Source organism: Pseudarthrobacter defluvii (assembly GCF_030816725.1).
Lineage (GTDB): Bacteria > Actinomycetota > Actinomycetes > Actinomycetales > Micrococcaceae > Arthrobacter > Arthrobacter defluvii_A.
Genome location: NZ_JAUSYG010000001.1, coordinates 3,967,954 through 3,988,120, shown reverse-complemented (window position 1 = coordinate 3,988,120; position 20,167 = coordinate 3,967,954). Strand labels below are relative to the sequence as shown.

The following is a 20,167-nucleotide window of genomic DNA, read 5'->3' as shown; positions in this document are numbered from 1 at the left end:
CCTATGACCTCCGAAAATTCAGCAGTTACCTCCGCCGGCCTGCTGGCCGGTATCCGGCAGGCGCGGCTTGTCGGCATTGTCCGCGGGAACGACGGCGGTGCTGCCGCCAAGGCCGCGCTGGCCGCCATGGAGGAGGGCTTCCAGTACGTGGAGATCGCCCTCACCACGCCCAACGCCCTGGAGGCTATCCGTGAGGTCCGCGCGGCTGCACCGGCCGGCTGCTTTGTGGGGGCGGGCACCGTCCTCAGCCAGGCCGACGTCGAACACGTCAGCGCAGCCGGCGGCCAGTTCATCGTCACCCCCTCGCTGGCGCCCTCGATCAGCGAGGCGGCCGGCGCCGGAATTCCCGTCCTGGCCGGAGCCCTGACGCCCAGCGAAGCGTACGAAGCGATGGCACGCGGCGCCACTGCCATCAAGCTGTTCCCGGCCTCGATTGGGGGACCCCGCTACCTGAAGGCTGTCCGGGATCCCTTCCCGGACATTCCGTTCATCGCCGTGGGCGGGGTGGGACTCGGTGAGGCCACCGGTTACTGGGAAGCCGGCGCCATCGCCGTCGGACTGGGCGGCCCCCTGTTCGGCAGCGCGGCCTCCGGTGGCGACCTGGCGGAGATGCGGGAGCGTGCCCGCGGGTTCCGGGCCCTCGCCGCTGAGTTCGCAGCCCGGACCGGAACGCAGGCATGACCGTTGATACTGGGCCTGGTCCGGACGGGGACAACCCGGCCGCGCACCCGGTGGGCCTGCTGACCTTCGGCGAGTCGATGGTCTCCCTGCGCTCCACCGGCCCCTTGGCGAACGGCGGAATCTTGAACATGCAGGTGGCCGGGGCGGAATCGAACGTCGCCATCGGCGTCGCGCGCCTTGGCCATACTTCCGCTTGGGCAGGATCTGTGGGCGCGGATCCGCACGGCGAGTTCATCGTGAAGCAGTTGCGCGGCGAGGGCGTCCGGCTGCACCACAGCGTGCATCCGGAGCGGAGCACAGGCGTGATGTTCCTGGAGCAGCGCACCGCCGACCTTAGCCGGGCTTTCTATTACCGCGCCGGTTCGGCGGGGGCCACCATTTCACGTGACGACGTTGCCGCGGCTCTGGATGAAGGCGCCCGGATCCTGCACCTGAGCGGCATCACGCCTGCACTCAGTGCCGAAGCGCGGGAAGCGGTGGAGTATGCGGCGGCACGCGCGGCCAGTGAAGGCGTGGTGGTCTCCCTCGACGTGAACTACCGCAGCAAGCTCTGGTCCCGTGACGAGGCGAGGGAAGTGCTTGGCCCCCTGGCCCGGCACGCCACCATCGTCATTGCGTCCGACGACGAGCTGGACCTGATTGCCCCGCCCGGGGCTGGGAGCGGGGCAGCGGGGGAGTCAGACAGTGCCGCCGTGGGTGACGAAGCCTCGGCCGGCGGCGAGGCCTGTGCCGCGGCACGGCTGCTGGACGCCGGAGTCCGCGAAGTGGTGGTGAAGCGCGGCGCAGCAGGCGCGGCCGTCTACACCTCGGAAGGCGTTATGGAAGCCGCCGCCATCGCCGTCACTTGCGTCGACACCGTTGGGGCAGGAGATGCGTTCACCGCCGGCTACCTCTCGGCCCTGCTCGACGGCGCGGATATCGCCGCCCGCCTTCACCGCGGCATCCTGGCCGGCGCCTTCGCCGTCAGCACCCGCGGCGACTGGGAAGGCCTGCCCCGTCCCGACGAACTGGCCCTGCTCGACGCCGCCCGGGGCAGCACGCTGCGCTGACCCTCCGCCCTCAATCCTTTCCCTACCAACCAGCCGACCCGAAAGCCCGCCATGAAAATCATTGCCGCCGACGTTTTTGTCACCAGTCCGTCCCGGAACTTTGTGACGCTCCGTATTACTACGGAGGATGGTGTGACGGGTATTGGTGATGCGACGTTGAACGGTCGTGAGTTGGCGGTCGCGGCGTATTTGCGCGAGCATGTGGCGCAGTTGCTGATCGGGAAGGATCCGCAGCGGATTGAGGATACGTGGCAGTTCCTGTACCGGTCTTCTTATTGGCGGCGGGGTCCGGTGACGATGGCGGCGATCGCTGCGGTGGATATGGCGTTGTGGGATATTAAGGGCAAGCTGGCGGGGATGCCGGTCTACCAGTTGCTGGGGGGTGCGTCGCGGAACGGGTTGCGGGCGTACGGGCACGCTTCGGGTGCGGATATTCCGTCGTTGTTTGATTCGGTGCGTGAGCATCTGGAGCTTGGGTATAAGTCGATCCGGATCCAGACGGCGGTGCCGGGGATCAAGGCTGTTTATGGGGTGGCGGCGCAGGCGCAGGCGTCGGGGGAGCGGTATGACTACGAGCCGGCCGGGCGCGGTGCGTTCCCGGTGGAGGAGGACTGGGATACCCGGGCGTATCTGCGGCACTTGCCGGGGGTGTTTGAGGCGGTGCGGAATGAGTTCGGGCCGGAGATCCCGTTGCTGCATGACGGGCATCACCGGATGACGCCGATCCAGGCGGCGAAGCTGGGTAAGGCGCTGGAGCCGTATGACTTGTTTTGGTTGGAGGACTGCACGCCGGCGGAGAACCAGGAGGGGTTGCGGCTGGTGCGGCAGCACACCATGACGCCCCTGGCGATCGGTGAGGTGTTCAATACGGTGTGGGATTACCAGACGCTGATCAAGGAGCAGCTGATCGATTATGTCCGGGCCGCGTCCACGCATTTTGGCGGGATTTCCCCGTTGAAGAAGGTGATGGATTTCGCCGCGCAGTACCAGATCAAGTCCGGTTTCCATGGGCCGACGGATATTTCCCCGGTGGGGTTCGCGGCGCAGCTGCATGTGGGGTTGGCGATCCACAACTACGGGATCCAGGAGTACATGCAGCACTCGGTCAAGACCAACGAGGTCTTCGAGCAGTCCATGACCTTTGTGGACGGATACCTGCACCCGGGCGACAAGCCGGGCATCGGCGTCGAATTCAACGAAGAAGCCGCCGCAGCGTACCCGTACCAGCAGGCCTACCTGCCCTACAACCGCCTGGTCGACGGCACCGTCCACGACTGGTAAATACCCCACCACTGGCAACCAAGCCACCCCGGCCGATCTTGCTGCTGTTGACGAGTTCCATATCCGTGGGCGTAGGGCAACTCTGGAAATCATGGAGGCGCTCGCCCTCACTGCCGGCGCCCCTGTGCTTGACCTCGGCAGCGGATTGGGCGGGCCCGCACGGACGCTCGCCGAGGTGACCGGCTATCCGCTACTGGGAACGGCTCCGCTCGGCGGCCAGGCCGCCTGTAGATGGCTCCGACGTCGCCACCCACGCTAAAAGCTCAGGGCCGCCCTTAGACACTGGGCTGCCCGGAAACTCTTCCGCGGGTAGCAATCAAGTCAGCAACAAGGGCACCAATCAGGGCCAAAACCACGGGTGACTTCGCCCCTTCGACCGCAATATAAGTCATTAACGGATAGTGCTCATCAGGGTTGAGGCGCGGCCCGGATGCCATCGGGATGGCGAGCAGGACCACCAACACCAATGTGCCAAGTGTCGTGAGACGGGCGACGGTACCGCGCCCGGCCACCCGATAAACCAGAACTGCTGCCGCGACGAGAGCGACTAGAAGCACCGGCCACACGTACCGCAGCCAGTCACCCTCGACGCTGACGAACCTCTCGTTGAAACCCAAGTAGCCGTGGGCTTCTACCAACTGCAACTGCATGGTGATGTAACCGGCCAGGAGGACGACCACTACGGGCCCTGCAACAGCAATGAGGATGGATGCCGCCGATCGAGGACTGGATGCCCTGCTCGTTCTGTCCGGACTGGCTACTTGTCCATGATGAGTCCCAATTCTTCGTCCTCAGACTCTAGGCCTTAAGGCGAGGACCGGACAGGGACGGAGCCAAACCATTATCAGCCCTGGCCGCGCCGAAAGGGACTGCCCGTATAACGATCCCTTACCGGCACGCCTGAAAGAGGACCAATTCCGATCGCCCTTCGTCGGCCGTTACTCCCCGGATCTGCGCGAAGCGGCCAATGGCCTGAAAACCCAGTGTTTCGTGCATTCTGATGGACGCAGTGTTGTGTTCGTTCGCGAAGTAGTAGACGGTTGAAGACCGAGACCACATCCACTCCATCCGCACGCGGGTAAGAGCAGAACCGATACCCCGCCGGCGGAAATTCGGATTGATGATTACACCTCCTAGATAGTGACCCGCAGGGGGCTCCGCCCTCCGGTTCACTATGAAAATGTGTCTTAGCTGCGCCGACGATCTCATCTTGCGCGATTGCTACCAACACGATGCGAACGCTTGTTGGGGCAACCGTTTCCGGCGCCCACCGTGCTCGGCCGCTAACGTCACAGATCTCGTCAACATGCCGAAGGTCATCCAGGGTGGCCTCCCGTATCTGCATGCCTAGAGCATACTGACGAGCCCAGATGGGACTTAGAGTGCCCCTTTAGGGATCCCCTTCCGGGCGGGAAACCTGATCGGACTCCGTGATAAGACGCTCAACCCAATCCGCCAGTTCCGGGACAAGTCGTCGGCCATCGAGTTCGAGGGTCGCCCCGTTGCGAAGCAGCGGTTCGACGTCGAGGACGTATTTGCGGATCGCGGACTGATCGGCCTCTGAGCTGCCGTAGGTATTGTTCGTACGAACCGAGACTCGCTCGATGAGGACTTCTACCGGCGCGCTCAGGAGAACGACGGCGGAGAAGCGGTCATAGAAGCGACCTTGATTCTCAACAGTCCCCGAGTCAACTAGGGAGGAATGAGACGCGAGCAGTGTTGACATGCGCGGTTCATCCCAGGTTCCGTCAGGAAGCACCCAGCCGTCATAGTCGGTGTCGATGGTTCGGTAGCCCCGTCTGGACAACTCCTGCAACACAGTCGTCTTTCCCGACCCTGACATGCCGGTAATCAGAATTCGAGGCATGAGAGCCAGCGTATCCGGCGCCAAGATGTACGTAATGCCGATCCTCTACCGGGCAGGCGTTGTGATTTCGCAGCAGACTCGATCTGCAGAGGTCGAAGAGGTGATAGGGATCAGTTGGCCGGACGCGAAAACAGGTTGACGAGGTTTCCATCAGGATCGCGGAACAGCGTCGACCGGTTTCCCCACGGCATGGTGGTCGGTTCGAGCACGATGTCCTCGAGGGCAGGACGGAGTCGAGCAAAATCAGCGTCAACGTCCGTCACGAGGAACTCGATGATGAGACTGTCGTTGCTGCCGGGCCTAGGAGCGTGGTCGCCAAGCATCGTCACGGTCGCTGTGCTCCCGATCGCGATGACTGCCGTCCCGGTACGGATCTCTGCGAACACGGGTGCTGGCCTCGCGGCGGTCGTGCCCGTGACTGTCTCGTAGAAACGGGCGAGCCGCTCTACGTCGTGGGTGATGATGCGGATTGATGCGAAGTCCATGGTTGCTCCAGTCTGTCGGGCCATTTGCCTCGATCCGGCCAGTTTAAATTGACGTCCCGACACCGTAGTGTCGGTGTTTAGCGACTTCTCCGCCCGGGCTGATCGCGTGGAGAACCCCGTGGACGATGCCGAGGTCCTCTGGATGCAGTGGCCGCCTTGGAGGTTTTTCTCCGGTCGGTTCAGCCGTCGTGATGCGATCGCCACGGAACGCGCGAACGCCGTTTCGGAGGCGGCACCAGGCAATTAGGTACCAGTTGCGGCCCTTGCCGACGTAGGCCATAGGTTCGACGTCTCGTGAGGTCATGATGGTGTTCCGGTCGGCGTAGGCGATGCGAAGCACCTGCCCGGAGCGGAGCGCTTTCGCGAATTCGTCGGGCACTACTGCCGTGCGATCCTCGTCGAGGAGATGGATACGCGTCGCGAGTCCCGCAGTCTCTCTAAGACTTCGATCTTCCATGACGGCAGCGACCTTCCGCAGCGCGGAACTCGCCGCGTCCCCGAACGGAGACGTCGCCAGCATCCCGAGCGCGATCGTCACCGCGAGAGCTTCGTCGACGGTGAACCCGAGAGGCGCCAGGGTGTGCGCCTGATCTAGACAGTAGCCTCCGGAACGGCCAGGTTCTGCCCAAATAGGGACACCACTCTGTTGCAGCGCCGACAAGTCCCGCTCGATGGTGCGGGCGCTGACATCAAATTTCTCGGCAAGCCAACGGGCACTCCTTGGGCGCGGTGCCACAGCTCGCAGTTCCTCAACGAGTGCATAGAGCCGGTCTGTTCGCGTCACGTCTCGATCCTAATTCCCAGGATGCCGAACCTCCGGTTACAGCGTCCGGAAGACGATCCTCAAACTGGACGAAAAATCCTCCGAGCCTTTCTGGCATGCAAGAATCACGGCATGGATGAGGATGAGCGGCATACGAGGGACGAACTAGCAACACTTGAGGCTCTTTTGGGGGCAATGGATCGGCGCGATGAGGTGTTCCAGGTAGTTGACGATTCAGAGAACGTGGATGAAGCAATCCGTCGCGTGGGTGAGCTGTTGGGCATCGGATCCGTGAGCAGCCGGGCCGTCATCGACCTCCAGGTGAGAAGGTTCACCCAAGGCCAGCGTCGTGCCATGGCTTCCCGTGCAGGAGAACTTAGATCAATGTTGCTTGACGGGCGCTGAAATGCCCGGTGAAGGATCGGTTATCGGGCGCTGCTGACCGCCGTAGAGGTCATGGGGCCTGGGCGGTCACCGAAACTTGCCCAAGCCACAATTACTGCAACCACGATAATCACCAGCACTAGAGCAGCGATAGAGTTCCGCGAGGCTTCATACACGCAGACTAACCGGCGTTGCAGCATAGTGGGCGTGGTTTAGGCAGAATCCGGCAGCGTCCGGTGAAGGATCCTTACCGGACAGGGCGGCTTCCCTCAGTCGTTGCGTTGGCGATCGTCGGATTCCCCCGCGCAGGCCCGGCGCCAACCCGTCTACTCGGCTCCGCGAGCTTGATCTCACCGGTGCAAGGACTCCTTCCGCGGGGACTTTCGACACTTCTGAATGCCAGAGGCATCCGCCAGACTGAAACAGGACCGACGTCCTCTGCGAGGCGCACGTCGGAGCGTAAGGGGTAATGCCATGCAAATCACTGTCTTCGGTGCCACTGGAGCGACCGGTCGGTTGCTAGTACAGCAAGCCCTGGACGAAGGCGCGGACGTCGTCGTCTACTCCAGACACCCGGACCGGCTTCAATTGACCAATGACAAGCTGAGGGTGGTCGAAGGGGATCTCTCGGATGCGGGAGCAATCGAACGCGCCGTGGAGGGATCCGACGGCGTCGTGAGCCTGCTAAGACAGGGAGTGCCCGTAAAGGGCAAGCCTATTGCCGCCGGCACCCACAACATTCTCAACGCGATGCAGAAGGCCGGGGTGCACCGGATCGTGGCGGTCGCCACGGCAAGTGCCGCCGACCCCGCAGACAAGCCTCCGCTGCGCTCAAAGGCAGCCATCGGATTCGCCAGGTTGTTCATGCGCCCGGCCTACGATGACGTTGTCGCCACCGCCCAGGAGATTCGTAAGTCCGACCGAGACTGGACCATAGTGCGCCCGCCGCTCCTGCGCGACGGACGCAAGACAGGCCAAGTGGTGGCAGGCTACCTCGGAGACGGCGTTACCGGGAACTACCTCTCGCGTGCGAATGCGGCCGACTTCATGCTCAAACAGCTGCACGGCGATACATATCTCCGGAAGGCTCCGATCGTCGCCGACGCCTAGGTCATCCCGTGCAACCCAGCCGGTCCTTGTATCCCGACGGTGCGCAGATCATCCTGGCCGGCTCGGCACGCCGCCCGAGGGGGACCGAGCACCGACCGCTCCTTCACCCGGCGGCCCCAGAGAAATCGAGAACGCGGAGAACGGCATGACAACGATCACTGGCTCAATCCTCATCCGACGCCCGATCGAGCAGGTCTTCGACTTCGTCGCAGACGAGCGCAACGAGCCCGTCTACAACCCGCAGATGCACAGCGTCGAGAAGACCACCCCTGGCCCGATCCGCGTCGGCACCGTATGGCACGTCGTGATGGAATCGGGGAAGCGAAGCACCCCATTCGAGCTGGAGGTCACCGAGTACGTGCGGCCGAGGCGCCTCGGATCCATGACCCGCATGACCAGCGCAGACATCGACGGAGCCCTCACCTTCGTCCCCGACGCCAGCGGAACCTTGATGAGCTGGTCCTGGGACCTCCGGCCCAAGGGAATGCTGAGGCTCGCGGCCCCATTCTTCGCCCTAATCGGACGCAGGCAGGAGCAACGGAACTGGTCCAGCCTCAAGGCGCACCTTGAAACCCACCAAGCGCCATGACGCGCCCAAGCGCACCATAACCCCCTTGACGGGGGTTCCGAAGGTTCCGGAGGAACGTGCCGCCGGACGCGTGGACGAAGGGATCTCCTCATGAGCGCCACATCGGCGCAGCCGCCCGGCGAGGGCGCTGGAGGTGGGGCTGGACCTCGGCTGCTCCTGGACCAGTTCATGCCGGCATACGACCTCTCCATCGTGCACGCCGACATCTTCCGGGCACCCCCTGCCGAATGTTACGAGGCGGCCCTCGAGATGGACCTCTTCCAAGCCCCGCTGGCCCGGGCCTTGCTCGGCCTGCGGGCATTGCCGCAGCGTGCGGCAGGGACCCTGTGGGGACGCGCGAGAACGACCGTCCCCGCAGCATCCCGCGGCATGTTCCGGCTCAAGGAAATGGTCGGTCTGGGCTGGGTCCTGCTCGGCGAAACCCCGGGCGTCGAGATGGTTCTGGGCCAGGTGAGTCGACCCTGGAAATCGGGCGCTGCCTCCGCCGATGCACCAGCCACCCGCGGGCAGTTCACCGGCTTCGGCCAGCCGGGCTACGCCAAGATTGCCACCGGCCTGAGGATCGATCCCTACGGGACCGGCTCCTCGATCCTGACGATTAAGACGCGTGTCGCCATCACGGACGAGACGAGCCTGCGCCGGTTCCGCCGCTACTGGGCACTCATCGGCCCATTCAGCTTTTTCATACGCCGAATGGCGCTGCGCCAGCTCGCCGACGAACTCCGACGAGCCAACCGGCAAGACCACCGTGGAGCGGCATAGTGAGACCGCGCCATGCACCCCACTTAGGCGGCCACGACGAACCCGGGCCTGTGGGACTTTCGGAACTTCTGACGCCGAGGATGCTGGCCCACCCTTCTTGTGTGCCGGCGGGGACGGGTACCGGGCGAACGAGGTATTTGACGTGGAGAAAGAGCTTCCGATAAGAGGCAGGCTCGGCAGGCAACCATTGCCTCCCTGATCACTGCGGCCGTCATCGTGGCATCTGCCGCCGGGCTGGCGGCCGGGGCGGGCGGGCCGTGCGTCACCCACGGCGCTGCTGATGTGTTCCGGCGGCTTGTTCTATCTGGCCTACGCCTATTTCCCGTATCTGGCGGGGGCACCGTTCACCGGGGGAAATAGGCCCGTGGGCCAACTACGCGTTCGGCGAGAAGACGTATTTGGCGCTGAGTCTTGCGGCGAAATCTCTGCTGCCGTGGCAGGTCTTCCTGGTCTCGCTCATCGAATGAATAAGTGCACTAACGAAGGATTCGGGCTGAGAGAGACTCCGCCGCTGCGACAACGTGGTCAAGGTGGTCGTCGGAAATCAGCCAGGGGTTGGGGTCTATTGGTTGGGCGTGCCGATTGAATAGTGTCCCCGATCTGTCTTCCAAGGCGGGATGGACCAGGAGGGGCACAACTTTTTCGGCGTAGGCCTCCGCGCTCTGGAAGAGCACACCTACGAGGGTTTGCTGTGCTCGTAGTTTCAAGGTCGCTTGTCCGAGGGCACCGGCCATGATGTTGGTCTTGATGATGCCGGGATTCATACCGAACACGTTGATGTCCGGAAAACGAGCGGCAGCATGGTGGACCAGAGCCTCGTTGAACACGACGGTGTTGCCGTGGGCTGTCTGCCAGCGGTAGTTTCGGCTCGATTGAATATCTGTGAGATCCAGCGCGCGTTCGCCCCCGGGAAACCCCCAGACAAAAAGGCGCGGCTTTTGCCGACGCGAAGGCCTTCCCCCGCCCAGCCGTGGCGCCAGTTCCTTGGCAACGACCCACCGGCTCATAGCGCTCGTGGCCAGATCTTTCTCTACTCCTTCCGGTGTCACTTCGCGGGTCCGTCCCGCAAAGATCCCGTGGGTGAGCAGGACTGCGTCGAAGGTTTCGGCCGGCAAATTACGGGCCACCTGGCGGGAGCTGTTCAAGGACGACAGGTCTGCCGGGATAAATGACCTCCTGGGGTGAGGAGGGTCCTTGAGCGTCCTTCCCACGACGGTGACCTCGGCCCCTTTGCGCAGCAGGGACTGGGTGATGGCCCGGCCGAGACCGCCGGTACCGCCAAAAATCACTACGCGAAGACCCTCGTAATCGGTCTGGGCAGAAGACAGCGTTCCGGGTTTCCAGTCCTCTCGCACCGTTCCGAAAGAAGACATCTGTAACTCCATTCTTGGCCGAAAGATACGGCCTACGCCATCACTTCGAGGCCATCGGGCCACCGCCGTGCGGGCCGTAGCGGATTGGTGAGGCTGCCCCCGGAGCCGCCGTTACAGCGGCTTGAGCCAGTGTGGACAGACGGGGAGGACCGCGTGCTCCACATCATTTGCTCAGCTTCTCACGAACGTGCGGTTGAGGATCCCCTTACGGCTGAACTCATGCGACAAATAGCGTCGCCAGAACGCCGCTGTCATTTTCCGAAGTCGTTTGCACAAAATGTCCACAGTCGTCTGCACAGCCACTGCATGTCCGGAAGAGGATCCTTTACCGGACGGCGAACGCACTCCTTGATCCACAATCCAGCGGCCTTGATTAGCTCGAGAACAAGAGGCGGCACAGCGTCCGCGATCTATCTCGATATGCTCTTGCTTGAATCTGAACCACGAGCTTTTTGGGGGAAGCCATGGTTGCTATGGCGGGGACTGTCCGAAGAGGAGCACTTGCCGGCGCTGGAGTTGCAGCTGCGTCTCTTCTTAGCATGATGCTCTTAGGCGTCTACATGTCGAATTACTTGGGTCTCAACCTACTTCTTGCGCTGATACTCCTTTTTGTGGCAGCTTGCGGAGCGGCCGTTGGGGCATTCGTTGGCTGGGCAACCTGGCAGATCTATTCACGACCAATGAACTGGGCTGGGGGCCGCCCGGCTCTATTCGTTGTCACGCTGTGCGGTGTTTACGGACTGTGGAACTGGACCTATGGCCTTGCTCAGCTCAGCAACGTGCCGGGAATGGCAATGTGCTTCTTTTGGAGCGTTACAGCAGCGTCCCTGTCGTTCCTAGAGGGGCGCCGGATAGCCCGATCATCGCAGGCAAGAGCAAGTTGAAAAGTTGCTTTGGCGAAGCCAGTGTTTGGTAGTGCCCGGTAGAGGATCCTTCAACGGACGCCCTCTAAGTGGTGCTCTGTAAGCGACAGGGCGCGGCGCATAGCGCTGGTCTCGTTGGTGAAGCTATTCACCACAGTGAGATGCTGGTCCCGCGATCTCCGGACGTATGGACGGTCAATGATGCGCCCATCCGAGGACTCCGATGTTACGGTGGCGCTCTCGAACACTATTGGGGGAAATCATGTTTGCTGCTGGTCGAAATGGTGCAAAGGCATGAAGGTCTTTTTGTTGTCCGATTCTTGCACCACAGGCTGGCTTCACTGGGGCCATGGCGAACTCTGGCTAACTCCGTCGCACCTAGTACGGATTGGTAGGCCCGAACTGACTCGGCGCGCGGCAGGATGGGGCGGAACAAGAGGCAGCGCCCCGTCGGCATCCGGGGCGGCGGGGACAAATGCGCACGAGGCCCATGTGTGGTCCACCACTACCGCACGGCCCGGCCCAGGGGCGGAAGTTGAGGTCAGCTCAGAGCAGTGGGAGCAGGAGGTAACGGCTGAGCCAGGCCGTACCCTGGTGTTGAATCTTGAAGAAGTTGTGACGGTCCAGTTCAGACAAGGCATCACGGCCTCGCGTTTGGGAGTTGGAATGGCCGATGGCACCAGACACAAGCTGCTCTGGCTACCGAACCCTCACTCCAAGTCCGTGCTGGCGGAGACTCTCGGTTCAAGGCTTGCTTTCAGTTAGATCTCGGTCGTCCGTAAACCGATCCCTACCGGGACGCACCGAACACCGGCGCTAATCTGGTGAATAGACGGTTATGTTTGCCGTACCAGCTGTTCGGGCGCAAAGGAGATGCCGGGGGTGGTCGAACGTCAGATGCTAAATGTTCCGGATTTGGTCGGGCAGCCCGTACATATCGCACAAGAGATTGCGGCGAACCTTGGGTTCGGTCTCGCGGCTGGGGATCCTGATGGTCCAGGTCTGCGCTCGCGCACGTGGCCGGGGCTATTCTGGGTGACCTCCCAAGATCCTCCTGCAGGATCGGTCCTTGAGCGGGGGAGCCAAATTCAGATTACTTTCGTTCAGGACGGTCAAGCCCGAAGCGACGTGCCGGAGCAGACGGGCGGGCCGACCCCCTCATTGCCAACTCATGCGGAGGGCGCCACCGACTCGTGAGTTGTCCGGTGAGGGATCGGTCAGCGGGCGGTGGTGAACGCCGTGGAGCTCATGAGGCTTGGGCGGCCACCGAAACTTGCCCAAGCCACAATTATGGCAACCACGATTACTACCAGGACGAGAGCAGCAATGAGAATTCCGCGGGGTTTCATACCCGCAGCCTAAACGGCAATGCACCATATTGGGCGCGAGTCGCTTACGGCGTCCCGCAGGACCCTGACGCTTGTCCCGTAGGTCGATCGCTCAACGGACGCTCCGGTATGACCGCCTCTCGAGCGAAAGCTTGACATGATTTACTGTCGACCTCGACTGGTAACCTCTGCGCATGACGAGCAGATCTCAGTGGGGCATATCCCCGGGTGAGAGCGTGAAACGCGAATGCGCCGCCCGAGGAACTAAGGCAGTAATTGCCGGGTGCGTCGCGCTTCTTCGGGGTTCAGAGGCGGACGCGCAACTGATCTATGCCCTGGGTGGCCCGCCCGCTCGATGGGCGGTTACCGGCGGCGAGAGCGGGCCGGACTACTGGCTTCGGGTGTGGGCGGCACGCGGTTTGCTGTACGCATACGACGCCTCGGCGGAACCGGCGATCATAGAAGCGCTGGGCGACGAACAGTGGCGGGTGCGGGAGGCGGCAGCGAAGGTCTGCGCTCGTCACCGGATCGACTCAGCTCTCCCGCTGCTGGCAAATCTGGCCGGTGATTCCCAGCTAAGGGTGAGGCGCGCCGCAGAAAGAGCTGTAATTAGAATCACGGACGGCAACTGACCCGCGCACCGCCACATCAGACAAGACGAGGTCCGTAAAGGGATCCTCTACCGGGCGGATCGAGTCTCATCGGGCAGAATCCTGGGTTAGCTCCCGTGATCTCGGTCGCGCCCGTCAAAGAATGAGTTTCATCCGGGGAGCAGACGTCAAAACGAACCCCTCCTTGTCGTAGAGGCCCTGTCCCACCTCCGTTGAACTGAGGTCCACCCGATCTGCATCGATCGACCTGGCCCATTCGATTACGTCGCGGACCAGAAAGGTTCCGTACCCGCAGCCACGGTGCTCGGGAAGAGTGATTACATTCGCGAGCCGGACGGTTCGCCCGTGGACACACATGGGATTGGGAACGCCCAGTTCAAGTGTGCCGATTGCGGTTGCGACGAGTTCGCCACCGATGTCGACGACCGGGAACCGAGCAGTGCTGGAGTCGCCGACGTGGCGGGCGAACCACTCTTGAGCGTGGCTCCTCCACGGCTCGTCGGCGGCAGTCGCGGCCTCATCAAAGAGCAGCGCCCACAGCCGTAAGAGTTGTGGGCCGTCACGGGCGGTTGCGATTCGGAGGGAACGACGCGAACTGTTCATTGAAGAGAATTCTAAGTGCCCGACAGACGGGCTTGCCTATATCCGGTTCCGCCCCGATGAGTGCGCCCCCGCGTGTCATCAACGTGAAGGTGCACCTCTAGTCGCGCTCTATTGTGACGAACCGGTATAGCGTTACGACGCGAAGCGACGAGACTCGCAGGCCTCTGTGTTTGAGGTTGTTTCGACATTGGTCCGTTTAGCCATCGGCTTACGGACGAGGTTCCCTCTGGGGGGCGGCGTCAAGCTTGGTGTTGCTGTGTTTGGAATGGAACCGTTAGGTCCGGGGCGTGAATTGGACTTGGATGTGCTTGAGTCAGTGCGTGGAAGCACTGCGGTCACCACGCCGCGGCCTGCCAGTTGGGCTCCTATACCGTAGACGAACGGGTCCGTATCGATCTCTGCGCCGGGCACGTCGACTCCGTTGATGACGGTCCTGGCCTGGCTGTTGACCATCCGGCCGGTTACTGTGGGTGCGTGCTGGTCCCAGGGGTTGCTGCCCGGCCAGAGCTCTTGCCGATATTGGTTCATGAGGATGTGGTTGACATGGTCAGCCAGTAGGCTTCGAACCGAAGAACGCTCGGATGGATCGCGGTGCCAGGTGGTTCGCACGGCCTCCTCAAGTTGCGGGTAACGCAGTCGCTCCACGTACTTGATCAGCCAAGGGGGCCGAGGCCATGGCGGAACTTCCTCGATCGATCTGCGTGTCTTCTCGTCGAGGTCAGCAAGGTTTACCGGGTCTGAGCGGTCATCCGGGTTTCGCCAGAGCGTATAGGTGATGCTCGCCGTCATCTCGTTGTACCCACGATCATCTTGGCCATAGGTCACACCAACGCTGTCGGTGTCCTCCAACGATGGTTGAGGCGCGAGCCCCATCACCTGAATGGGCATCAGCTTCAGGCGCTCGGCCCATCCGGCCCGCGGGTCAGGAGCGTCTGAGGGGAGAATTCCGGCCACTCGCATACCTCGACTATGAACCACACGAGGGTGCCTGTAAATGCAATTGGGTTTCGGTCCCCAAATGTCCAGGCGAAGATTCCCTAAACGCGACGATGGGGAAACCGCCTGCTTGTGCTCCACCGCTTCGCTTTCAGGAATTTGCTTTGTCCGACGCCTGAGTTCGCCCCAGGCTCTGCTTGCGTGATAGGCGCAAAAGGTAGCGAGAACAAATCCACCTGTAGAACACACATCAAGTGCGACTTTTCGTGCAACCTGGTCAGCTCGAACGCGAGGTCGCGTAGTCGCAGTCCCTCCTAGACAGCGCCCGCTGACCGATCCCTCAGCGGGCGAATTTCGGTCGTCGTGACCGAATGTGCCCTTTGACCGGACGATCAATGGAGATTCGCCGCGCCCGTGCTTTCGACAGAGTTTTCCAGCGGGATCATCGGATCGGACCACTAGCCAGGCTTGCCGAATACGCCCTGGATGAACACCGTGCGCCCGGCGTCGATGTTGCGCCCGGAGTTACTCATCTTGACGGCTGCCTGTTCTCCCAGCACGAGATGCATTCCAAGCGGAGGAGGGGCGCCGGAGCCGTTCGCACCCGACGCTTGCGCCTTCGCCTGCTGTGCCTTGCGCGCCGCCACGACGTCGGCGGTAATGTCGCGCCAGGTGCGCTCGAGGAGACCTGCACCGCGGATCAACCCGCGGAGGGATTCCGCATCGGCCAGGTGGCTCTGGTTGGGGCGGCTCGCCCATGGGACCGGAAGCTCGATCGGCTCACCGTTCCCCGCGCAGATTTTCTGGCAGACGAACAGCCCGCCCGGCCTGAGTACCCGGGCGATTCCGGAATACAGGCGGCGCTTGTCCCGGATGTTCATCTGCATTTGTATCGTCCACACCACGTCGAAGCTGGACGCGGCGAACGGAAGCTCCAGGGCATCACCCGCCTGAAAGCGGGTGCGATCGGACAACCGCGTCATCCGAGAAAGGGCGCTGGCCACCCCGCAGAATTCAGGCGAGAGGTCGATGCCTGTCACGTCGCAACCCAAAGTTGCGGCGAGGTAACGCGCCGGGCCGCCCAACCCGCTGCCCACGTCGAGCACTCGCGATCCTGGCGGAATCTTTGCAAGCTCCACCAATGCGCGCGTGGCCGAACGTCCCGCGGAGTGAAACTCGTCGGCCGGCGCGAGATCTTCGTGCGTGACCGAGTCCAGGTCCTTGCCGAGAGCTTGCAACCCCGCCACGATTCGCGGCAGAAGTCCGCCCGGCTCGTAGTGGCGAAGCATTTCCTCGTGCGAGTCGCCCATGGACGCAATCTTGAGCGGATTTCGGGGAGCCGTCAAGTAAGCGCTTGCTCCCACCACCCCGTCACCTGCCCTCCTCCGGCAGGAGGGAGGGTCTGGCCTGTGCCCTCACGAGGTCTCCACTCGACGCAGAACGGCATCGCAGACCCCCTGACCAGCAAACGATGTCTGTCCTCCTAAACGACATCGGAAGGGTCGCGGTCGTGCAATTCTCCCTTCGTCCCAAGGGTCCGTGGGTGGCTGACAACCTGGATCAGCGGATAGCTCGCCTCCCCGCAATCGCTTACGGCTTCGTCGTCCGCTGGACCGTTCCCAAGGTGCGATCCATGGCGCAATTCCTACTGGTGCTGTCAGGCGTCTTGCTCGGCACCGCAGCAACGCTTCTTATCGAATTTCTCCTGCCCGGCCGTGCGGCAGAGAAGGCAGAAGCGGCGACGGATGCGTCGCGAGAAATTCAAGAGACGTCGCTAGAACTTCTTCGCGAGACTCAACTCCTGCTCGCCCACGCGCAGGCCGAGTTGCGTCAACGACCCGGGTGGCGACGGCGGCCGAAAGGTTCAAGGCAATACAAATAGGAACCTTATCTACCTCGACCCTGTCGTCTCGCGGAGGCCAACATCGCCGCTCAGCGATCACAGCGAGCCACCAGCGTTCGTAAGCCGGTCCTCTATCGGGACAACCCGGTGCTGACCTGCGCTTTAATGGAGCTGCAGTTCACGGTGTCCCGTATACCCCGCCCGAATTATTGCGCGGTGAAGGTGCCATATACGCTACGCGGAATGGTGACGGTAAAGGCGAGCTCAAACCTCAACGACTCGGAAGCTGGGACTTGAGAGATTTGGGAACTGGCCGGGGCACTTGGTTGCTTTCTACGTGGAGGTCCACCAGTAGATAGGGCTCACGGGGCGGTGGAGGCCGTGGTTGCTTCAACGATGGTCTTGGCCGTGGCATACCCGTCAGCGATCACCTTGTCAGGATCCGCTGCCCTGAGCATCATCCCCAGCACGCCGGTCAGGATCAGGGCCAGGCGTTCAGCCAGAGCGCGTGCCTCACCTGTACCGACAACGGGGATGGCGAGCTGGTGAAGACGCGTAATGAGCAGTTCCGTGTCACTGCGCAGAGCTTCATCGAGTAGCTGACTCGGGTGGGGCGACTCTGCCGCCACACTGAGGAAGGCGCACCAGCGGGGAGTTGCAGGCCCGGACCGATACCGGGCCAGGGCAGGGAAAACCGCGAGTAGTTTGTCCTCCGCTGTTGCGGCATTACTGACTTCCCGTTGCCAGTCTTGGTCCCAGCGCGTCAGGCGACGCCGCAAGGCCTCGACGATGAGACCTTCCTTCAATGAAACGCTCGTTACAGACCAGACGGTCAGCAGCCACGCTCATGTTCGCGGTGTCTGCCGTTGCGCTGATTGCCGCCACTTACGGTCTGGCCCGATTCGGGTACGGGCTCTTCCTTCCCTCCTTCTCTTAGTCCTTCGCGCTGACCTCGACCATCGCCGGTCTCCTCTCATCCGGCGCGTCGATCACGTACTGCGTCTCAGCTGCCCTCGGCTTCCGGTGCGCGCCCGGTCACCCCCGTTTCATGGTCATTCTCGCGGGCTCGACCGCAACCCTTGGAAGTGTCGGCATCGCCGCCGCTCAGGAAGCGATCTTCTTCGCGCTCGCTGTCCTGGTGGCAGGAATGGGGGCGGGATTCGCATCACCTGCGCTGGTGGAACTCGTCCAACGCAATACGGCAACGGCCAGGGGAGCCCAACTTCAGTCGATCGTGAATTCGGGCACCGGTTTCGGGGTCGTCGCCGCCGGCGGTCTGCCTTAGTGCTGGGCCCATGGTGGCGCGCAGCGTGGATCCTCATTGCCGTCCTCACTTTCACCGCCATGATTGGCGTCCTGCGCTCCGACACCTCGCACGCCAAAGGGCTTAGTAATACTGCGCTTCACAGCGAAAGGCCAGCAGGTACCGGAGTACGCAGTGCTCGGGGTCTGAGTTGGCCAATCGTTTCAGCTTTCGTCTTGGGGATCGGAAGCGCAGCCCTCTGGGCACATGGACGCTCACTCCTCCAAGACGACGGCGGAATACCAGTCGAAACATCCGCGACAGTATGGATGGCCTTGGGTGCCGGCAGCTCCGCCGCGCTCCTCCTGGCACCCTGGCTCGCCCAGCACTCCGTCAGGACCACCTGGTGCATAACCGTAGGTGCGACCTCGGCCGCAACAGTGGCATTCGCCCTGGTCCCGACCAGCCCGCCGATCAGCCTCGCTGCGGCAGGACTTTTCGGCCTCGCCTACACAGCAGCAACCTCAGTGCTCATTATCTGGGCCTCACTCGCGGCGGCGAACAGCGCTGCAGGGACCTCAATCCTCTTCATCAGCCTCGTTCTAGGCCAGGCCCTCGGATCAACGGTCATCGGTGCCCTCATTGAAACAACCAACTTCGTCGTCGCCTTCATCACCGCCGGAGCCCTCTGCCTCATCAGTGCTCTCGGAGCTGCAACCCAGCGGACAAGTCCGGTCGGCCGGCAGGAAGACATCCCGGTGCCCTGAGACACCCAAGGCGGGACTGAGGTGGTGCCGTTCGGGCTTGCTGGGAAGGCCGTTCCCCGGGTGCCAGTAGCCCGAAAGGCAGCCGCCTACTCCGCCGCGCCCCACAGCGCCTTGCGCAGCAGCCGCTTCAACTCCTGCGACTCCTCGTCGGAAAGGCCGGCCAGCTGCTCGATTTCAGCTACGTCCAGGGCCGCGCGGGCTTTGGTGTGCATCTTCCGCCCCTCGGCGGTGGACACGATGATCTTGGCTCGCCGGTCCTGCTTGCCCTGCGCCCGCTCCACCAGCCCGCGGTGCTCCAGGTCGTCCACCAGCGTGACTACCTGGCTAGGGTCCAGGCTGAGGAAATCCGCCAGTTCCCGCTGCGTGGGCTCCAGCCCGCTGCACGCCAGCGTCAGAACGGAGAAGGACCGCTCGCGGAGCCCGAAGTCGGCCAGTGCCTTGTTGTTCAGTACCGAGCCGGCGGCATGCAGCTTGGCGAGCAGCAGGCCCACATCGCTGCCGATCCGGGCTGCCGCAAGGCGGGGGGTCTGAACTTTGGTGCCCAAGGTGGCCATCACAACTCCGGTACTGGTAAAAAACAATCGTTGACTTTTTCAATGATTCGTAATTTCATTGATTCCAACAAGGATCTCACACCGCAGTGGGACCACCCCAACGGCTTCGGCCGGCGCATGCGAAGGAGCAGGCCATGAGCTTGAACGGCAAGGTTGCAATCGTCACCGGGAGCGGGCAGGGCCTCGGCCTCGCCTACGCAAGGGAACTGGCCCGCCAGGGTGCCGCCGTCGTCATTAACGACGTGAACGCCGACACCGCTGCGCAGGCTGTGGCACAGATCGAAAAGGACGGCGGCCGGGCCACCGCCGTGGTGGTTCCGGTGGGAAGCACGGACGCCGCCAAGGCCCTGGTGGCCGGAGCCGTAGACGCGTTCGGCCGGCTGGACATCCTGGTCACCAACGCGGGAATCCTGCGGGACAAGAGCATCCTAAAGATGACGGACGAGGACTTCGATGTGGTGATCAACGTCCACCTCAAGGGCACCTTCACCTGCGTCCGCGAGGCCTACGCCTACTTCAAGGAAAACAATGTCGCCGGCCGCATCATCACCATCGGCTCGCCCACGGGCCAGCGCGGCAACTTCGGCCAGACCAACTACGCCGCCGCCAAGGCCGGGATCGTGGGCATGGTCCGCACCTGGGCGCTGGAAATGAAAAAGGCCGGCGTGACGGTCAACAGCGTCATCCCGGTTGCCGCCACGGCCATGACCAAGACCGTGCCCTACTTCCAGAAGGCAGTGGAGGCGGAGGAGCGCGGTGAGGCCATGCCGTCCTTCTTCCGCCACGACCTGGGCTTTGGAACGGCCGACGACGTCTCCGGGCTGGTTGCCTTCCTCGCCTCCGACGAGGCAGCCAACATCACCGGCCAGGCCATCGGCGCCGGCGGTGACCGCCTGCAGGTCTGGACCCACCCGGAAGCTGCCACCACCGAGTACCGCGAGGGCGGCTGGAGTTATGAGGCGCTGCGGGACAAGGCCGGCCAGCTGTTCAACCAGGACACCCTTCAAAGCTACGGCGAACAATTCCTGCCCCTGCCCGCCGAACTGCAGCCCGAACCGGCGCAGGCCCGCTGATC

25 protein-coding genes are annotated in these 20,167 nt (G+C 62.8%); 14 read left to right on the top strand and 11 right to left on the bottom strand.

What is annotated here, in order from left to right; genetic code table 11:
* Window positions 1–3: 3 nt before the first annotated feature.
* From QF031_RS18600 to manD, 3 genes are read left to right on the top strand one after another with little or no spacing between them, the layout of a single operon-like run.
* Window positions 4–681: a bifunctional 4-hydroxy-2-oxoglutarate aldolase/2-dehydro-3-deoxy-phosphogluconate aldolase gene (locus tag QF031_RS18600; RefSeq protein WP_307431635.1), complete on the top strand. Its 678-nt coding sequence runs from the start codon at window positions 4–6 to the stop codon at window positions 679–681.
* Window positions 678–1,730, top strand: coding sequence for a sugar kinase (locus tag QF031_RS18595; RefSeq protein ID WP_307431633.1), 1,053 nt, complete (start codon window positions 678–680; stop codon window positions 1,728–1,730). The genes QF031_RS18600 and QF031_RS18595 overlap by 4 nt, the downstream gene beginning before the upstream one ends.
* Before the next feature lie 51 nt (window positions 1,731–1,781).
* Window positions 1,782–3,011 (top strand): D-mannonate dehydratase ManD, encoded by a 1,230-nt coding sequence (gene manD / locus QF031_RS18590; protein WP_307431630.1) that lies wholly within the window; start codon window positions 1,782–1,784, stop codon window positions 3,009–3,011.
* Window positions 3,012–3,286: 275 nt separating this feature from the next.
* Here the strand turns inward: manD and QF031_RS18585 are convergent, their stop codons facing one another.
* The 5 genes from QF031_RS18585 to QF031_RS18570 form a co-directional block, all read right to left on the bottom strand.
* On the bottom strand, window positions 3,287–3,691 hold the full coding sequence (locus tag QF031_RS18585; protein ID WP_307431627.1) for a hypothetical protein: 405 nt from the start codon (window positions 3,689–3,691) through the stop codon (window positions 3,287–3,289).
* A gap of 208 nt (window positions 3,692–3,899) precedes the next feature.
* Window positions 3,900–4,220: a GNAT family N-acetyltransferase gene (locus QF031_RS21505; protein ID WP_370874537.1), complete on the bottom strand. Its 321-nt coding sequence runs from the start codon at window positions 4,218–4,220 to the stop codon at window positions 3,900–3,902.
* 181 nt (window positions 4,221–4,401) lie between these two features.
* Window positions 4,402–4,878, bottom strand: a complete 477-nt coding sequence (locus QF031_RS18580; RefSeq protein WP_307431625.1) for an AAA family ATPase — start codon at window positions 4,876–4,878, stop codon at window positions 4,402–4,404.
* 110 nt (window positions 4,879–4,988) lie between these two features.
* A complete protein-coding gene (locus tag QF031_RS18575; protein ID WP_307431621.1) occupies window positions 4,989–5,363 on the bottom strand; it encodes a VOC family protein in 375 nt (124 codons plus the stop codon).
* A gap of 43 nt (window positions 5,364–5,406) precedes the next feature.
* Window positions 5,407–6,147 (bottom strand): helix-turn-helix transcriptional regulator, encoded by a 741-nt coding sequence (locus QF031_RS18570; protein ID WP_307431616.1) that lies wholly within the window; start codon window positions 6,145–6,147, stop codon window positions 5,407–5,409.
* Window positions 6,148–6,258: 111 nt separating this feature from the next.
* Here QF031_RS18570 and QF031_RS18565 point away from each other — a divergent pair, with 111 nt between their 5' ends.
* From QF031_RS18565 to QF031_RS18545, 5 genes are all read left to right on the top strand, one after another.
* The gene (locus QF031_RS18565) at window positions 6,259–6,531 is read left to right on the top strand and encodes a DNA gyrase subunit A (RefSeq protein ID WP_307431613.1); all 273 of its coding nucleotides are present in this window, start codon (window positions 6,259–6,261) and stop codon (window positions 6,529–6,531) included.
* Between the two features lie 453 nt (window positions 6,532–6,984).
* On the top strand, window positions 6,985–7,620 hold the full coding sequence (locus tag QF031_RS18560) for an NAD(P)-dependent oxidoreductase (RefSeq protein ID WP_307431610.1): 636 nt from the start codon (window positions 6,985–6,987) through the stop codon (window positions 7,618–7,620).
* A 145-nt stretch (window positions 7,621–7,765) separates the two neighbouring features.
* Entirely contained in the window at window positions 7,766–8,209 is a 444-nt protein-coding gene (locus QF031_RS18555) for an SRPBCC family protein (protein WP_307431607.1), read from the top strand.
* 90 nt (window positions 8,210–8,299) lie between these two features.
* The gene (locus tag QF031_RS18550; protein WP_307431604.1) at window positions 8,300–8,971 is read left to right on the top strand and encodes a hypothetical protein; all 672 of its coding nucleotides are present in this window, start codon (window positions 8,300–8,302) and stop codon (window positions 8,969–8,971) included.
* A 302-nt stretch (window positions 8,972–9,273) separates the two neighbouring features.
* Complete coding sequence (locus QF031_RS18545) at window positions 9,274–9,438, top strand: hypothetical protein (RefSeq protein ID WP_307433496.1); 165 nt, start codon at window positions 9,274–9,276, stop codon at window positions 9,436–9,438.
* A gap of 9 nt (window positions 9,439–9,447) precedes the next feature.
* Here QF031_RS18545 and QF031_RS18540 read toward each other — a convergent pair whose 3' ends face one another.
* The gene (locus QF031_RS18540; protein WP_307431600.1) at window positions 9,448–10,344 is read right to left on the bottom strand and encodes an NAD-dependent epimerase/dehydratase family protein; all 897 of its coding nucleotides are present in this window, start codon (window positions 10,342–10,344) and stop codon (window positions 9,448–9,450) included.
* Window positions 10,345–12,080: 1,736 nt separating this feature from the next.
* On the opposite strand from QF031_RS18540, the gene QF031_RS18535 reads away from it, so the two are divergent.
* A complete protein-coding gene (locus QF031_RS18535; protein ID WP_307431597.1) occupies window positions 12,081–12,404 on the top strand; it encodes a PASTA domain-containing protein in 324 nt (107 codons plus the stop codon).
* 325 nt (window positions 12,405–12,729) lie between these two features.
* Window positions 12,730–13,167, top strand: a complete 438-nt coding sequence (locus tag QF031_RS18530; RefSeq protein WP_307431594.1) for a HEAT repeat domain-containing protein — start codon at window positions 12,730–12,732, stop codon at window positions 13,165–13,167.
* Between the two features lie 114 nt (window positions 13,168–13,281).
* On the opposite strand, the gene QF031_RS18525 is transcribed toward QF031_RS18530, so the two are convergent.
* The 3 genes from QF031_RS18525 to QF031_RS18515 form a co-directional block, all read right to left on the bottom strand.
* The gene (locus QF031_RS18525) at window positions 13,282–13,749 is read right to left on the bottom strand and encodes a GNAT family N-acetyltransferase (RefSeq protein WP_307431590.1); all 468 of its coding nucleotides are present in this window, start codon (window positions 13,747–13,749) and stop codon (window positions 13,282–13,284) included.
* Window positions 13,750–13,881: 132 nt separating this feature from the next.
* Entirely contained in the window at window positions 13,882–14,703 is an 822-nt protein-coding gene (locus QF031_RS18520) for a hypothetical protein (RefSeq protein WP_307431587.1), read from the bottom strand.
* A gap of 440 nt (window positions 14,704–15,143) precedes the next feature.
* Window positions 15,144–15,995, bottom strand: a complete 852-nt coding sequence (locus QF031_RS18515; RefSeq protein WP_307431584.1) for an SAM-dependent methyltransferase — start codon at window positions 15,993–15,995, stop codon at window positions 15,144–15,146.
* 233 nt (window positions 15,996–16,228) lie between these two features.
* Here QF031_RS18515 and QF031_RS18510 point away from each other — a divergent pair, with 233 nt between their 5' ends.
* Window positions 16,229–16,567, top strand: a complete 339-nt coding sequence (locus QF031_RS18510) for a hypothetical protein (RefSeq protein ID WP_307427501.1) — start codon at window positions 16,229–16,231, stop codon at window positions 16,565–16,567.
* Window positions 16,568–16,890: 323 nt separating this feature from the next.
* On the opposite strand, the gene QF031_RS18505 is transcribed toward QF031_RS18510, so the two are convergent.
* Window positions 16,891–17,334: a TetR/AcrR family transcriptional regulator gene (locus QF031_RS18505; protein ID WP_307431581.1), complete on the bottom strand. Its 444-nt coding sequence runs from the start codon at window positions 17,332–17,334 to the stop codon at window positions 16,891–16,893.
* 242 nt (window positions 17,335–17,576) lie between these two features.
* Between QF031_RS18505 and QF031_RS18500 the strand changes: the two genes are divergently transcribed.
* Both QF031_RS18500 and QF031_RS18495 read left to right on the top strand, forming a co-directional pair.
* Window positions 17,577–17,813, top strand: a complete 237-nt coding sequence (locus QF031_RS18500) for a hypothetical protein (RefSeq protein WP_307431578.1) — start codon at window positions 17,577–17,579, stop codon at window positions 17,811–17,813.
* A gap of 293 nt (window positions 17,814–18,106) precedes the next feature.
* Window positions 18,107–18,538 (top strand): hypothetical protein, encoded by a 432-nt coding sequence (locus QF031_RS18495; RefSeq protein ID WP_307431576.1) that lies wholly within the window; start codon window positions 18,107–18,109, stop codon window positions 18,536–18,538.
* Window positions 18,539–18,624: 86 nt separating this feature from the next.
* Here QF031_RS18495 and QF031_RS18490 read toward each other — a convergent pair whose 3' ends face one another.
* Window positions 18,625–19,092, bottom strand: coding sequence for a MarR family winged helix-turn-helix transcriptional regulator (locus QF031_RS18490; protein WP_307433493.1), 468 nt, complete (start codon window positions 19,090–19,092; stop codon window positions 18,625–18,627).
* Window positions 19,093–19,226: 134 nt separating this feature from the next.
* Here QF031_RS18490 and QF031_RS18485 point away from each other — a divergent pair, with 134 nt between their 5' ends.
* Window positions 19,227–20,165, top strand: coding sequence for an SDR family NAD(P)-dependent oxidoreductase (locus QF031_RS18485; protein ID WP_307431573.1), 939 nt, complete (start codon window positions 19,227–19,229; stop codon window positions 20,163–20,165).
* The last annotated feature ends 2 nt before the right edge of the window (window positions 20,166–20,167 follow it).

Excerpts from the sequence above, each read along its gene's own strand:
- QF031_RS18600 (WP_307431635.1), top strand. The coding sequence starts at position 4 with ATGACCTCCGAAAATTCAGCAGTTACCTCCGCCGGCCTGCTGGCCGGT.
- manD (WP_307431630.1), top strand. The coding sequence starts at position 1,782 with ATGAAAATCATTGCCGCCGACGTTTTTGTCACCAGTCCGTCCCGGAAC.
- QF031_RS18550 (WP_307431604.1), top strand. The coding sequence starts at position 8,300 with ATGAGCGCCACATCGGCGCAGCCGCCCGGCGAGGGCGCTGGAGGTGGG.
- QF031_RS18555 (WP_307431607.1), top strand. The coding sequence starts at position 7,766 with ATGACAACGATCACTGGCTCAATCCTCATCCGACGCCCGATCGAGCAG.
- QF031_RS18580 (WP_307431625.1), bottom strand. The coding sequence starts at position 4,878 with ATGCCTCGAATTCTGATTACCGGCATGTCAGGGTCGGGAAAGACGACT.
- QF031_RS18515 (WP_307431584.1), bottom strand. The coding sequence starts at position 15,995 with ATGGGCGACTCGCACGAGGAAATGCTTCGCCACTACGAGCCGGGCGGA.
- QF031_RS18490 (WP_307433493.1), bottom strand. The coding sequence starts at position 19,092 with ATGGCCACCTTGGGCACCAAAGTTCAGACCCCCCGCCTTGCGGCAGCC.
- QF031_RS18535 (WP_307431597.1), top strand. The coding sequence starts at position 12,081 with ATGCCGGGGGTGGTCGAACGTCAGATGCTAAATGTTCCGGATTTGGTC.
- QF031_RS18565 (WP_307431613.1), top strand. The coding sequence starts at position 6,259 with ATGGATGAGGATGAGCGGCATACGAGGGACGAACTAGCAACACTTGAG.
- QF031_RS18560 (WP_307431610.1), top strand. The coding sequence starts at position 6,985 with ATGCAAATCACTGTCTTCGGTGCCACTGGAGCGACCGGTCGGTTGCTA.
- QF031_RS18485 (WP_307431573.1), top strand. The coding sequence starts at position 19,227 with ATGAGCTTGAACGGCAAGGTTGCAATCGTCACCGGGAGCGGGCAGGGC.
- QF031_RS18500 (WP_307431578.1), top strand. The coding sequence starts at position 17,577 with ATGGTCATTCTCGCGGGCTCGACCGCAACCCTTGGAAGTGTCGGCATC.
- QF031_RS18530 (WP_307431594.1), top strand. The coding sequence starts at position 12,730 with ATGACGAGCAGATCTCAGTGGGGCATATCCCCGGGTGAGAGCGTGAAA.
- QF031_RS18525 (WP_307431590.1), bottom strand. The coding sequence starts at position 13,749 with ATGAACAGTTCGCGTCGTTCCCTCCGAATCGCAACCGCCCGTGACGGC.
- QF031_RS18575 (WP_307431621.1), bottom strand. The coding sequence starts at position 5,363 with ATGGACTTCGCATCAATCCGCATCATCACCCACGACGTAGAGCGGCTC.
- QF031_RS21505 (WP_370874537.1), bottom strand. The coding sequence starts at position 4,220 with ATGAGATCGTCGGCGCAGCTAAGACACATTTTCATAGTGAACCGGAGG.
- QF031_RS18595 (WP_307431633.1), top strand. The coding sequence starts at position 678 with ATGACCGTTGATACTGGGCCTGGTCCGGACGGGGACAACCCGGCCGCG.
- QF031_RS18540 (WP_307431600.1), bottom strand. The coding sequence starts at position 10,344 with ATGTCTTCTTTCGGAACGGTGCGAGAGGACTGGAAACCCGGAACGCTG.